The sequence below is a fragment of the Mesorhizobium intechi genome, from assembly GCF_002879535.1.
Classification (GTDB): domain Bacteria; phylum Pseudomonadota; class Alphaproteobacteria; order Rhizobiales; family Rhizobiaceae; genus Mesorhizobium; species Mesorhizobium intechi.
Genome location: NZ_PNOT02000107.1, coordinates 130968 through 143770 on the forward strand (window position 1 = coordinate 130968; position 12803 = coordinate 143770).

Here is a 12803-nt window from a genome sequence, read left to right on the forward strand (position 1 = left end):
TGATTAACTTCGTCGCGGGCGCCCCGACGCTTCGAGCCGAGGGGTCAGGCCTGCCAGCGCCGGCCGGCCGTCTGGACGCCGAAAAGCGACGGGTTCCTGGCATAGGCAGCAAGGCCGAGAAGGGCCGCCAGCGGATGGGTGATGACATAGACAGGCATGGTGCGCATCAGCGCGCTGTGCGGCGCCTTGTCCTCGAAGGCGGCGCGGAAATTGCCCTCCTTGAGCGCCGGCACGATCTTCTGCGCGATGCCGCCGGTCAAAAACACGCCGCCACGGCTCATGAACACCAGGGCAAGATCGCCGGCGGTACGCCCAAGGCAGGTGACGAAGGTCTCCAGCGCTTCCTGCGCAACCGGATCGGTCTTGGCCAGCGCGGCGCCGGTGATATCGGCCGGCGTGGTGAAGGGCGACGGCTTGCCGTCCGCCTTGGCGACAGCCCGGTAGACGTTGACGAGGCCGCGCCCGCACAGGATCTGTTCGCCGGAAATGCGGCCCTCGAGCTTCTCGATATGCGGAAACACCTCGAAATCCCGCGGCGTGCGCGGGCCGATGTCCATATGGCCGCCCTCGCCCGGTACCGGGATCCAGTGGCGCAAGGCATGGACCAGCCCGGCAACGCCGAGACCGGTTCCGGGGCCGAGCACGACGCGGCCGGCATTGGGCTCGGGCGTGCCGCCGCCGATCTTTTCCATATGCTCTTCGCCGAGCGCCACGACCGCCAGCGCCTGCGCCTCGAAATCGTTGAGCACGACGATGTCGCTCAAGCCGACATTGGCGAACATCTGCTTCGGCTTGACGACCCACGGGCAATTGGTGAGCTCGATCTCGTCACCGTCGACCGGACCGGCCACCGCCAGCACCGCCGAATTGGGGCGGATCGACGAGCGGTCGAGCACCGCTGCCTGGATTGCCTCGTCGATCGTGTTGAAATTCGCGGTCTGGACGATCTGCGGCTCGGTCGGCTCGGAATTGGCGTCAAGCACGATCGAAAAGCGCGCATTGGTGCCGCCAATGTCGCCGATCAGGATCGGAAACCGCAACGCTGTTTCGTCTTCGCCTGCCATGCTCTTCGTCCGCCTCGTTCCCGGCAGCCTCTCACCGCCTCGTCGTTGACTAGCGCATGGCCCCGCAAAGGGAAAGCCGCTTGAGTGCCAGTTTTCAGGCGCTGGCGCCGCCGTCACCTGCCTGCCGGCAATGAGCGGCTGCGTTGACTTCGGAGGTTGACCTGTTCCCTCGCCTCGATTGGACGCCGGAGCGCCGTCACTTCGCGGGCGGCCGTGGCCGTGGCACCGGCGCGCCCATCCTGGGCGTCGCGGCGAAAGCATTTGCCGCGCTGGGCGGATCGCCGTCGCCACTGGCCGTGGCGGCAGGCTGCGGCGACGCCTCCGGTTCGGGTGCGGCGACGGCGACCGGCACGGCGCCGCCATGATAGGTCGCCGCCTCGGCTGACACCGGCCCCGGCGCGCCGAGCACAGCGCGGCATTCCCTGGGCAGGTTGGCCATCGTCATCACGTCGCGGGCCTTCGGCGCATCGGGGTTCTTGTTCGGCCGCCAGGGCTCCGGCGTGAACCACCATGCCAGCGGCTTGCCGCAGCCGTCATCGTCCGGCGTCGCCTCCTGCGCCTTGCAGTCGGGCGAGCCCGGCTGGCAGCCGATGCGCATGTGGAAATGATAGTCATGGCCCCAGAACGGCCGGATCTTGCGCAGCCAGGAGCGGTCGCCCTTGACGGTGTCGCAGAGCTTTTTCTTGATCCCCGGATTGACCAGGATGCGTTCCACCTCGGGGTAGCTCGCCGCCCGCCTCAGAAGCGCGGTGTGCCGGGGCGTCCACAGCGCGTCCTTCACCAGATGGGTCTTCTCGTCGACCATCAGGGTGGCGCTCATCGATTCGCGCTGCGCCCTGGTCATGGTGCGGTCAGGCATTGGCGTCAGCCAGATGTCGGCATCGAGCCCGATTTGGTGCGAGGCATGGCCGGTCATCATCGGGCCGCCGCGCGGCTGCGAAATGTCGCCGATCAGAAGGCCCGGCCAGCCGTCGGCGGCGGCGTCGCGCGACAGTTTCTCGATCAGTGCGATCATTGCCGGGTGGCCCCAACGGCGGTTGCGCGAGGGCCGCATGACCTGCCAGGTCGGGCCGTCCATGGGGATGGCGACACCGCCGGCAAAGCAGCCCTTGGAATAGAAGCCGATCGACTGCGCCGCGGTCGCGGTCGGCAGTTTTTCGGCGCCGAACAGATCTTTTGCCCGTTCCTCGGAGAGTGCCGGCTGGACAGCGAGGCCAAGCAGACCGAGCACTGACGCCAGCAGCGATTTCTTGCCAAGCCGCATCGCTGTCTTCATGAAACCGGATCCCCACCGCAATCCCAGGCCGAATCATAGCACGCAACGCAGCCTGCTTCGATCGCCCTGCTCCTTCGCGCAATTCCTCGGGGGAAACCGTTTCGCAGGTTTCCCGGAATTGCCTAGCCCTTCATCGGGCTGCGCGCTTCGCCGTCACGCCAGTCGCCGCTTGCCCACATATGGTCTAAGGCGGCGCGGTAGTCGGGAAAGCGAAAGCGATAGCCCGCCGCCTTGATCGCCGCATTGGCGACACGCTTGTTCTCGCCATAGAAGGACCGCGCCATGGGCGAAAGTTGGGCGGTGTCGAAAGGAATTTCCGGCGGCGGCGCGACGCCCATCAGCGACGCGGCATAGGCAACGACGTCCTGCGGCGGCGCCGGCTCATCATCGGTGACGTTGAAGATGCCGCCCTTGTTGCCCTCGACAAGCTGCCACAACGCCCCGGCAATATCGTCGCAATGGATGCGGTTGAACACCTGATCGGGCTTGACCAGCCGCCGCGCGGTGCCGTTTTCCAGATTGACCAGCGCATTGCGGCCAGGACCATAAATACCGGACAGACGCAGGATCGCCACCGGCTTGCCGATTTCATCGCCAAGCTTCAGCCACGCCTGCTCAGCCTCGACCCGCATGACGGAGCGTTTCGACACCGGCCGGCATGCGGCCGTTTCGTCGACCCAGGCGCCGCCATAATCGCCATAGACGCCGACGGTCGAGAGATAGCCGATCCATTCGAGCGCCGGCATCGCGGCGATTGCCTCCCGGGCGGCATTCAAGACGGGGTCGCCGGCCTCTTCCGGGGCGACCGAAATCACCAGATGGGTCGTTCTATGCAGCGCCTGGCTGATTTCGCCGGTCAACGCGCCATCGAACAGCAGCGGCGCGATGCCAGCCTGGCGCAGCAGGTCGAATTTTTCTTCCGACCGCGTCGTGCCAAGGATCGCGGCGGCATCCTTGTCGGCGCGGGCAAATGCCCGGCCCGAATACCCGGCGCCGAAGATGAATATCTGCTTTTCGCTCATGCATGCGCCCTGTCTGGCCGCGTCAGGCGCCATTCCTCGCGCACCGCCGCATCGTTCTCGGTCTTCAGACCGGTCGCGGCCCGCTCGGCATATTCGGCGTCAGCCACCAGCCGCGCCAGCGCCCATATTGCCGCGCCCCGCACCAGCGGCGAGGGATCGCCGAGCAGCGCGCGCACCGGGACGGCCAGGACGGCATCGCCGGAATTGCCGGCGGCGATCAGCACGTTGCGGATGAAGCGGTCGCGGCCGATGCGCTTGATCGGCGAGCCGGAGAAGAAGGCGCGGAATGCAGCGTCGTCCAGTTCGAGCAGATCGGCGAGCGGCGGCTCGCGCAGATCGTCGCGCGCGGCGAGCTTTGCCTCCGACGCCGCCCGGGCGAACTTGTTCCACGGGCAGGCGGCCAGGCAATCGTCGCAGCCATAGATGCGGTTGCCGACCTTTTCGCGGAATTCGTGCGGGATCGGCCCCTTGTTCTCGATGGTGAGGTAGGAAATGCAGCGCCGCGCATCGAGCCGGTAGGGCGCCGGGAAAGCATCGGTGGGGCAGGCGTCGAGGCAGGCGCGGCAGGAGCCGCAATGATCGATCTCGGCCCGGTCGGGGACCAATTCGGCGGTGGTGAAGATGGTACCGAGGAACAGCCATGAGCCGTGCTCGCGGCTGACCAGATTGGTGTGTTTCCCCTGCCAGCCGAGACCGGCGGCTTCCGCCAGCGGCTTTTCCATCACCGGCGCGGTGTCGACGAACACCTTCACGTCGCCGCCGGCACGCGCGACGATCTTGCCGGCGATTTCCTTCAGCCGGCCTTTCATCACGTCGTGATAATCGCGGTTCCGCGCATAGACCGAGATGGCGCCCCGGTCGTGCCTGGCCTGCAGCGCACGCGGATCATGGTCCGGGCCGTAATTCATCGCCAGGACGACGATCGAGCGCACGTCGGGCCAAAGCGTGGAGGGTTCGCTGCGCCTTGCGATCGTCTCGGCGATCCAGTCCATCGAGCCGTGAAAGCCGTCGGCGACGAACTCGGCCAGGCGAGCCGGAGCCAGCGGGATCGCGTCGGGGGTGGTGACGGCAATGGCATCGAAGCCGGCGCGCTGCGCCTCCGCGTCGATCAGCGCGCGCAGTCTTGCGGCGTCAGAAGTCGAGGTCCGCATAATGCGACACCGGCGACAGGCCACGCACGCGGTCGGTCAGGAGCGGCCGGAAGGAGGGCCGCGACTTCACCCGCGTGTACCATTCGCGCGCCGCGGCATGTTCGCGCCAGTCGATCTCGCCGAGATAGTCGAGCACCGACAGCGTCGCGGCGGCGGCGAGATCGGCATAGGTGACCCTGCCGCCGGCCAGCCAATGGCGGGTGCCGGCCAGCCAGTTGGTGTATTTCATATGCTGGCGGATGTTGGCGCGCGCGGCACGGATCGCGCCCGAATCGGGTGAGCCGCCACCGGCGGTTTCCGGCATGATCGGCTTCAGCACGCGTTCGCGCACCAGATGGCGGGTGACTTCGCTTTCGGCCTTGTTCAGGTACCAGTCGATCAGCCGGCGGATTTCGGCGCGCTGCATCGGGTCCTCGGCGAACAGCCGCTTGTCGCGCTTGAGCACCCCCCGGGTCTCGTCGAGATATTCCGAGATCACCGTCGCGCCGACGATCGGCACGTCGCCTTCGGCGAGCAGGATCGGCAGCGTGCCGGCCGGGTTCAGCGCCAGAAACTCCTTGCGCCGCGTCCACGGTTTTTCCTCGATCAGCGCCAGCTCCTCGCCATACTCGCCGAAAGCAAGGCGGACGAAGCGGCAGGTTGCGAACATGGGGTGATGGAAAAGCGTCAGCATGGTTCCGCGATGATAAAGCGCACTGGCGAATCGCCGGGCGCACCGGTAAGTCTTGGCCGCCCGGTTAGCGGGCCGTCAGGGTGTTGCGACCTATAGGGGGACTTCAACGCCATGACAAGCAAGCCGTTCAGTTAGCCGTCGCGCAAAGCCGAGGTAGCCATGGAAAGCCAGACCATCGTCGAAGCCCTGCTGCTCGGCCTGCTGGAGGGCCTGACCGAGTTCATACCGGTGTCCTCGACCGGCCATATCCTGCTTGCCGGCCATTTCCTCGGCTTCAATTCAACCGGCAAGGCCTTCGAGATCCTGATCCAGCTCGGCGCCATCCTGGCGATCCTGAGCGTCTATTTCCGCCGCCTGTGGCAGATGCTGCTCGACCTGCCGCATGACCGGCTGACGCGGCATTTCGTCATCGGCATCCTGATCGCCTTCCTGCCGGCGGCCATTATCGGCGCGCTGGCGCATGATTTCATCAAGACGGTGCTGTTCGAGTCGCCAAGGCTGATCTGCATCATGCTGATCATCGGCGGCGTCGTGCTGCTGGCGGTGGACCGCATGAACCTGAAACCGGTCTATCGCGATGTGGAGCGCTTCCCGACCAGGCTTTACCTGCAGATCGGCCTGTTCCAGTGCCTGTCGCTGATCCCGGGTACGTCGCGCTCGGGTTCGACCATCGTCGGCGCGCTGCTTCTGGGCGTCGACAAGCGGGCGGCGGCGGAATTTTCCTTCTTCCTGGCGATCCCGACCATGGTCGGCGCCTTCGCCTTCGACCTGTTCAAGAACCGCAACGTGCTGGGCAGCGCCGACCTGCCGATCATCGCCATCGGCTTCGTCGCCGCCTTCGTCACGGCGCTCGTCGTGGTGCGCTTCCTGCTCGACTACGTCTCGCGCAACGGCTACTCGCTGTTCGGCTGGTGGCGGCTGGTGGTGGGTGTAGTCGGGCTGGTGGCGTTGATGATCTGGGGCTGAGGGGTGGTCCGCGACCTCGCTAGACGCGAGCAGCGTCTGTCCCTCTAATTCCGTCCAAAAAAAGCGTTCTCGACATGCACCGGCCAGCGCCAGGGCAGCACCGCGACCATGTCGAAACGGATTGACAGCCTGCCATAATCGGCCTGGCGCGAGAGCCAGATGTCGGCGGCGGCCTCGATGCGGCGCTCCGATTCATGGCCGATCGCCTCCATGGCTTCCATCAGCGTGCGCCGCGCCTTGACCTCGACGAACAGCACGAGATCGCCGCGCCGCGCGATCAGGTCGATCTCGCCGAAGCGGGTGCGATGACGGCGCGCGAGGATGCGGTAGCCCTTCAGCATCAGGGCGGCAGCCGCCAGCCACTCCCCGCGATGGCCGCGCCGGTAGGCTTTCTGGCGGCTGGCGCTCGGGCGCTCAGCCACCGTCGCCTTCCCCTGAGGTGTCCTTGAGTTCCAGCAGCCGCCGGTAAAGCGCCTGTTTCTGGCCGCCGGTCATCTTCGCCGCCTCCGCGGCCGCCTTGGACGCCGGCATTTCGGCGGCGAGCGACAAAAGCAGGCGGTCGATATCGGCGGGCTCGTCCGCCTTGGCCTGGGCCGGGCCGACGCAGACGACGATCTCGCCCTTCGGCGTGTCGGCCGCCGCATAGTGGTCGGCCAGCGCCCGCAGCGTGCCGGTCCGCATTTCCTCGAAGGTCTTGGTCAATTCGCGACCGATGGCGGCTTTGCGCTCGCCGCCGAGCGCCTCGACCATGGCGCCGAGCGATTCAGCCAACCGGCGCGGCGATTCGAAGAAGATCAGCGTCGCCGGTACGGCCTTCAGCGCCTCCAGCCGTGTCAGCCGCTGCCCCGTCTTCACCGGCAGAAATCCGGCGAACAGGAAGGCGTCGGACGGCRGGCCGGACGCGGTGAGCGCGGCCAGCGGTGCCGACGGACCGGGGATCGGCACGACGCGAATGCCGTGGTCGATCGCTTCCCCGACCAGTCGGTAGCCGGGATCGGAGACCAGCGGCGTGCCGGCGTCGGAAATCAGCGCCACGCTCTGGCCGGCCTGAAGCGCTGCGATCAGCTTCGGCCCGGCCTCGCCGGCATTGTGCTCGTGATAGGCTGATGTGCGGCGGCGGATGCCGTAGCGGTCGAGCAACACGCGCGACACCCTGGTGTCCTCGCAGGCGACGATGTCGGCGGCGGCCAGCGTCTCCAGCGCGCGCAGCGTGATGTCGGCGAGATTGCCGATCGGCGTCGCCACCAGATAGAGCGCCGCCCCGAGCGGACGGGCCGCGATCTCGGTCTGCCCGACCACATAGCTGCGTTTGCCCGTCTCATCGGTCACTGATGCCGTCTCCGTTCGGCCCTGTTTGGCCTGCCAAATCCTGTTTGGCATGGCGGGAGCCGGCTTGCAAAAGCTCACGCCGATGTAAGGCGTTCGCCATGCCTTCGCCATAGTGGGGAACCAAACCGGCATTGGCAGATTTAGCCCCTGATTCCTAAAGGGAGGACAGGATGGACAGCCTGAAGATACAGGACGCCTTCGAGCCCTACTATGCCGGCCGCAAGCGCGTTGCCGCCACCAGGGACAAGCGCCTGCCTGCCAAGACCGACACCAGCCTGACCGAGGGGGCGACAACCGCCCTGCCGACAAATGTCAGGCTTTCCGACAATCAACCAGACAGCACGACGGAGCACTGACCGGACGATGCCCAATCGCTTCGATATCTTCATCACCCGTCTTGAAACGAAAAGCGCCAGGGAAGGCGTGCCGCCACATCCGATGAACGACCAGCACAGCGTTCGTCGCGAAAAGGCCGACGCCAAACCGGCCCGCAACGGACAGACGCATGCCGAGAAGGATCGCGGCAAGCGCCGTTTCAAGCACGACGCCTGACAATCGCGATCGGCCGAGACCGTTCTGCCTTCTGGGTCATCCCAGATAGCGCGAAACGCGCGCCTTCAGAAGGTCGATCAGCTCGAGATCCATGAACTCATAATCATCCGGTATATCGAGGCAGATGACCCGGGCCTTCTTCAGGCTGGCCTTGAATTTCTTCTGCAATTTGGTGCGGTGCACCTTTTCCATGACGAAGATGATGTCGGCCCAGGCGACGAGCTCATGCGTCAGCGGCGTGTCGGCATCATGATTGGTGCCGGCCGACGCGACTTCGATATCCCGGCGCGTTGAAAACACCTGCTCGGCGGTCGGGCTGCGCAAGCGGTTCTGGCTGCAGACGAAGAGGACGTTTTTCAAAGCTTAGCGCGCCAGATCGGCCACCACGGCGTCGAGCACGATCATGCCGGCCGGAGTGGCGCGCAGGCGGGCATTGCCGATCGGCGCCACCAGCCCTTCGCCCTGCAGCACCGACAGCCGCGCGCTCGACAGGCCCCGGCCGGAAAACGCCTCGTAACGCGAGAGGTCGATGCCCTCGGCCAGTCTCAGCCCCATCAGCAGGAACTCGTCGGCCTCTTCCGAGCGTGTCAGAATCTCTCCGCCGGTGACGCCATGGCCCTTGGCCTCGACGAGGTTGGCCCAGGTCTCCGGCATCCGCTCGGCGATCGTCACCGTGCGGCGGCCGTTCTCGACGAAGCGGCCATGCGCGCCGGGGCCGACGCCGACATATTCTCCATAGCGCCAGTAAGTCAGATTGTGCCGGCTTTCCGCGCCCGGCCTTGCGTGGTTGGAGATCTCATAGGCCGGCAGGCCGTGCGCGGCCGTGATCTCCTGCGTCAACGCATAGAGGTCGGCGGCGTGGTCATTGTCGGGAATGGCGAACTTCTTCGCCGCATGCAGCGCGTGGAAGGGCGTGCCCTCCTCGATGGTCAGCTGGTAGAGCGACAGATGGTCGGCGGCGTGGCCGATCGCCTGTGCGAGCTCGGCTGCCCAGGCTTCCGGCGTCTGGCCAGGCCGGGCGTAGATCAGGTCGAAGGACAGGCGCGGGAAGATTTCGCGCGCGAGCCCGATGGCGTGCAGCGCCTCGTCGACGTTGTGCAGCCGGCCTAGGAAGCGCAAATCCTTGTCGTTCAACGCCTGCACGCCGAGCGAGACGCGGTTGACGCCGGCCGTGCGATAGCCGCGAAAGCGTTCGGCCTCGACCGAAGACGGGTTGGCCTCCAGCGTCACTTCGATGCCGTCAGGCACCGTCCAATTCTTCGCCACCGCGTCCAGAACCCTGGCCACCGTCTCCGGCTTCATCAGCGACGGCGTGCCGCCGCCGAGAAAGATGCTGGTCACCTCGCGCGGCCCGGTACGCTCGCGCATCGTCGCCAGCTCCGCCTCGAAGGCAGCGGCAAAGCGCTCCTGGTCCACCGGCTGGTGGCGGACATGGCTGTTGAAATCGCAATAGGGGCACTTGGCCGCGCAGAACGGCCAATGGATGTAGACGCCGAAGCCGGGGCCGCGGTCGAGCGGCATGATCATGCCAGGTCCCGTCATGCCGAGCCCAATCTCGGCAGATCCAACCGTGCCTGGGCGAATTTCTGGAAAGCACGGGCGCGATGGGAGAGCGCCGCGGCCTGACCGGGTTTCCAGCCATGCTTTTCTTCAGCGCTCATCTCGCCAAACGTCTTGTCGAAACCATTGGGCAGGAACACCGGATCATAGCCGAAACCAAGCTCGCCACGCGGCGGCCAGACCAGCGTGCCTTCGGCCTCGCCGCGATAATATTCGGCCTCGCCATCGGGAAAGGCCAGGCAAATGACGGCGACGAAGCGCCCCTTGCGCTGTTCGGCCGAGGCCGCGCCAACCTCCTGCAGAGCCACTTCGGTGCGCTGCATGGCCATGGTGAAATCCCTGCTGCCGTCAGGGGTTTCGGCCCAGTTGGCGGTGTAGACGCCGGGCGCGCCGTCGAGCGCGTCGACGCAGAGGCCGGAATCGTCCGACAGCGCCGGCAGGCCGGTCGCCTTCGCGGCGGCCAGCGCCTTGATGTAGGCGTTTTCCTCGAAGGTCGTACCGGTTTCATCGGGTTCAGGCAGGCCATAGTCCTTGGCCGACTTCGCCTCGAAGCCGAACGGTCCCATCAGGTCGGCGAATTCGCGCAGCTTGCCGGCATTGTGGCTGGCGACGACGATCTTCTTGCCATCAAGTGTATGCATCAAAGGCCCCAGATTCTCGGCTCGGCGAACTCAATCGAATTGCCCGAGGGGTCGCGTATATAGAGCGAACGGCCGCCTTGCGGCCATTCGAATTCGCTTTCGATGGCGATCTTCTTGGCCTCGAAATGCGCTTTCCAGCCAACGATTTCATCGGCGCTGGCCGCAAAGCAGAGATGACCTTCGCCGACCGCGCCGTGCGGCGGCACCGGCAGCCGGGCGCCCGGCGCCGGAGGTATTCTGGTCGCCTGCGCATCGAAGACCAGCAGCACGCCCGGTCCGCAGCGAAAGAAAAGATGCCTGCCGTCGACCTTGCCGAGCAGGTCAAGGCCGAGCACGCCGACATAGAATTCTTCCGCCGCCGACAGATCGGTGACGTAGAGGGCTGATTCAAGGATGGCGGAGGGGGTCACCAGGAACCGATGGCCTACGCCACCGCCATCTGCTGCAGGCTGACGAGGCGCTGGATGCCTTTCTTGGCCAGGCCCATCAACTCGGCGAACTGTTCCTCCGAGAAAGGCTCGCCCTCGGCTGTGCCCTGGATCTCGACGATGCCGCCCTTGCCGGTCATGACGAAGTTGGCGTCGGTACCGGCCGCGGAATCCTCGAGATAATCGAGATCGATGACCGGCTGGCCGTCATGGATGCCGCACGAAATCGCCGCGACGTGGTCCTTCAGCACCTTGGCGACGCTGGCCATCTGCCTGGCTTCCATCCAGCGCAGGCAGTCGTACAGCGCCACCCAGCCGCCGGTGATCGAGGCGGTGCGGGTGCCGCCATCGGCCTGGATGACGTCGCAGTCGACGGTGATCTGCTGTTCGCCCAGCGCCTGCAAATCGACCACGGCGCGCAAGGAGCGGCCGATCAGGCGCTGGATTTCCAGCGTGCGGCCGCCCTGCTTGCCGGCGGAGGCCTCGCGGCGCATACGCTCGCCGGTCGATCGCGGCAGCATGCCATATTCAGCCGTCACCCAGCCCTTGCCGGAATTGCGCATCCAGCCCGGCACCTTCTCCTCGAGGCTCGCCGTGCACAGGACATGGGTGTCGCCGAACTTCACCAGGCACGACCCTTCGGCGTGCTTGGAGACGCCGCGCTCGAAGGAGATGGCGCGCATTTCGTCGAATTGGCGTTTGGAGGGGCGCATCAAGGCTTCTTTCCCAGTCATTTTTCGGAATCGTGGCCGGCTTTTAGACGTATGGGGAGCAGCGCGCAAAGGAAAACGGACCGTGCGATCCGATACGGAGACCGGTTGCGCCCACGGTGCCGAAGTCTATATCCTTAACAAGGAGGTTTTTGGCCGAATGACAAAGGCAATCGATCCGGGTTCGCAGCCGCTCGCACTTCAATCACTCGACATGCGCTCCCGCGACATCTTCCGGCGCATCGTCGATTCCTATCTCAGGGACGGCGAGCCCGTGGGCTCGCGCAGCCTGTCGCGCATCCTGCCGTCCTCGCTGTCGCCGGCGACCATCCGCAACGTGATGAGCGACCTCGAGCATCTCGGGCTGATCTACGCGCCGCACATCTCCGCCGGCCGGCTGCCGACGCAGGCCGGCCTGCGCTTCTTCGTCGATGCCTTCATGGAGCTCGGCGACCTCTCCGACGAGGAGCGCCGCACCATCGAGGCGCAGGTGCGGGCCTCCGGCTCGGGCGCGACGCTTGAGCACATGCTGACCGAGGCCAGCCAGATGCTGTCGGGCATGTCGCGCGGTGCCGGCCTGGTGCTGGCTGCCAAGAACGAGGTGGCGCTGAAGCATATCGAATTCATCCAGCTTGAGCCGACCAAGGCGCTCGCGGTGCTGGTGTCGCAGAATGGCGACGTCGAGAACCGCGTGGTCGAGCTTCCGGCCGGCATTACCGTGTCACAGCTGCACGAGGCCTCGAATTTCCTCAACGCCCATATTCGCGGCCGCACGCTGGCCGAGGCGCGCACCGAGATCGCCCGCATCAAGGAAGAGACGAGGGCGGCCCTCGACACGCTGTCGCAGGATCTCGTCGAGAAGGGGCTGGCGGTGTGGGCGGGCGCCGAAAGCGGCCTGCCGGCACGGCTTATCGTGCGTGGCCGCGCCAATCTGCTCGAAAATGTCACCGCCCAGGCCGATATCGAATTGCTGCGGCATCTGTTCGAGGACATGGAGACGCAGGACGGGCTGATCCAGCTGCTTGACCTCGCCGAGCAGGGCTCGGGCGTTCGCATCTTCATCGGTTCGGAAAACAAGCTGTTCTCGCTGTCGGGCTCCTCGCTGGTGGTCGCGCCCTATCGCGACAAGGATGCCCGCGTCGTCGGCGCGCTCGGCGTCATCGGCCCGACCCGGCTGAACTATGCCCGCATCGTGCCGATGGTCGATTATACGGCGCAGCTGATTTCCCGCATGTTAAGGTAAGGCCCCCGGACAGCGAGAAACCGGCAGCAAGGAGAAAAAGAATGGCGCTCGAAGAACTCAAGGCCCGGATCAGCCTGCTGCTCGAGGAGATGGTCAACCAGCCGGAGGACCAGCATGAGATCCAGGAACAATTGCGCGAGAAATTGCGGGAAATGCGCGCCATGGGCCTGCCGCTGCCGGCCGATCTC

General features: G+C 65.9%; 16 protein-coding genes. 4 read left to right on the forward strand and 12 right to left on the reverse strand.

Annotated features, from left to right (window positions below; all coding sequences use genetic code 11):
* Positions 1-44 precede the first annotated feature (44 nt).
* The 5 genes from C1D09_RS09945 to C1D09_RS09965 form a co-directional block, all read right to left on the reverse strand.
* Positions 45-1064, reverse strand: coding sequence for a glucokinase (locus C1D09_RS09945; protein WP_143974096.1), 1020 nt, complete (start codon positions 1062-1064; stop codon positions 45-47).
* Positions 1065-1260: 196 nt separating this feature from the next.
* Complete coding sequence (mepA, locus tag C1D09_RS09950; protein ID WP_143974097.1) at positions 1261-2340, reverse strand: penicillin-insensitive murein endopeptidase; 1080 nt, start codon at positions 2338-2340, stop codon at positions 1261-1263.
* A gap of 122 nt (positions 2341-2462) precedes the next feature.
* Complete coding sequence (locus tag C1D09_RS09955) at positions 2463-3362, reverse strand: SDR family NAD(P)-dependent oxidoreductase (protein ID WP_143974098.1); 900 nt, start codon at positions 3360-3362, stop codon at positions 2463-2465.
* On the reverse strand, positions 3359-4513 hold the full coding sequence (gene queG, locus C1D09_RS09960) for a tRNA epoxyqueuosine(34) reductase QueG (RefSeq protein WP_143974099.1): 1155 nt from the start codon (positions 4511-4513) through the stop codon (positions 3359-3361). The genes C1D09_RS09955 and queG overlap by 4 nt, the downstream gene beginning before the upstream one ends.
* A complete protein-coding gene (locus C1D09_RS09965; protein WP_010912586.1) occupies positions 4494-5186 on the reverse strand; it encodes a glutathione S-transferase family protein in 693 nt (230 codons plus the stop codon). Before C1D09_RS09965 ends, queG begins: the two co-directional genes overlap by 20 nt.
* A 159-nt stretch (positions 5187-5345) precedes the next feature.
* Here C1D09_RS09965 and C1D09_RS09970 point away from each other — a divergent pair, with 159 nt between their 5' ends.
* The gene (locus C1D09_RS09970; RefSeq protein ID WP_143974100.1) at positions 5346-6152 is read left to right on the forward strand and encodes an undecaprenyl-diphosphate phosphatase; all 807 of its coding nucleotides are present in this window, start codon (positions 5346-5348) and stop codon (positions 6150-6152) included.
* Positions 6153-6196: 44 nt separating this feature from the next.
* Here the strand turns inward: C1D09_RS09970 and C1D09_RS09975 are convergent, their stop codons facing one another.
* On the reverse strand, positions 6197-6574 hold the full coding sequence (locus tag C1D09_RS09975) for a YraN family protein (protein ID WP_143974101.1): 378 nt from the start codon (positions 6572-6574) through the stop codon (positions 6197-6199).
* Positions 6567-7481, reverse strand: a complete 915-nt coding sequence (rsmI, locus tag C1D09_RS09980) for a 16S rRNA (cytidine(1402)-2'-O)-methyltransferase (RefSeq protein WP_167514552.1) — start codon at positions 7479-7481, stop codon at positions 6567-6569. The genes C1D09_RS09975 and rsmI overlap by 8 nt, the downstream gene beginning before the upstream one ends.
* Before the next feature lie 170 nt (positions 7482-7651).
* On the opposite strand from rsmI, the gene C1D09_RS09985 reads away from it, so the two are divergent.
* Positions 7652-7837, forward strand: coding sequence for a hypothetical protein (locus tag C1D09_RS09985; protein ID WP_143974103.1), 186 nt, complete (start codon positions 7652-7654; stop codon positions 7835-7837).
* Positions 7838-7844: 7 nt separating this feature from the next.
* Positions 7845-8033 carry a hypothetical protein gene (locus tag C1D09_RS09990; protein WP_143974104.1) on the forward strand — a complete coding sequence of 63 codons (189 nt, stop codon included), beginning with the start codon at positions 7845-7847 and terminating at the stop codon, positions 8031-8033.
* Between the two features lie 36 nt (positions 8034-8069).
* On the opposite strand, the gene C1D09_RS09995 is transcribed toward C1D09_RS09990, so the two are convergent.
* From C1D09_RS09995 to rph, 5 genes are read right to left on the reverse strand one after another with little or no spacing between them, the layout of a single operon-like run.
* Positions 8070-8393 (reverse strand): low molecular weight protein tyrosine phosphatase family protein, encoded by a 324-nt coding sequence (locus tag C1D09_RS09995; protein ID WP_143974105.1) that lies wholly within the window; start codon positions 8391-8393, stop codon positions 8070-8072.
* A gap of 3 nt (positions 8394-8396) precedes the next feature.
* The gene (hemW, locus tag C1D09_RS10000; protein WP_167514553.1) at positions 8397-9575 is read right to left on the reverse strand and encodes a radical SAM family heme chaperone HemW; all 1179 of its coding nucleotides are present in this window, start codon (positions 9573-9575) and stop codon (positions 8397-8399) included.
* On the reverse strand, positions 9572-10234 hold the full coding sequence (gene rdgB / locus C1D09_RS10005) for an RdgB/HAM1 family non-canonical purine NTP pyrophosphatase (protein ID WP_143974106.1): 663 nt from the start codon (positions 10232-10234) through the stop codon (positions 9572-9574). Before rdgB ends, hemW begins: the two co-directional genes overlap by 4 nt.
* The gene (locus tag C1D09_RS10010; RefSeq protein WP_143974107.1) at positions 10234-10644 is read right to left on the reverse strand and encodes a VOC family protein; all 411 of its coding nucleotides are present in this window, start codon (positions 10642-10644) and stop codon (positions 10234-10236) included. The genes rdgB and C1D09_RS10010 overlap by 1 nt, the downstream gene beginning before the upstream one ends.
* Before the next feature lie 14 nt (positions 10645-10658).
* Entirely contained in the window at positions 10659-11375 is a 717-nt protein-coding gene (rph, locus tag C1D09_RS10015) for a ribonuclease PH (RefSeq protein ID WP_091575824.1), read from the reverse strand.
* Positions 11376-11532: 157 nt separating this feature from the next.
* On the opposite strand from rph, the gene hrcA reads away from it, so the two are divergent.
* Positions 11533-12615 (forward strand): heat-inducible transcriptional repressor HrcA, encoded by a 1083-nt coding sequence (hrcA, locus tag C1D09_RS10020; protein WP_010912575.1) that lies wholly within the window; start codon positions 11533-11535, stop codon positions 12613-12615.
* Positions 12616-12803 lie beyond the last annotated feature (188 nt).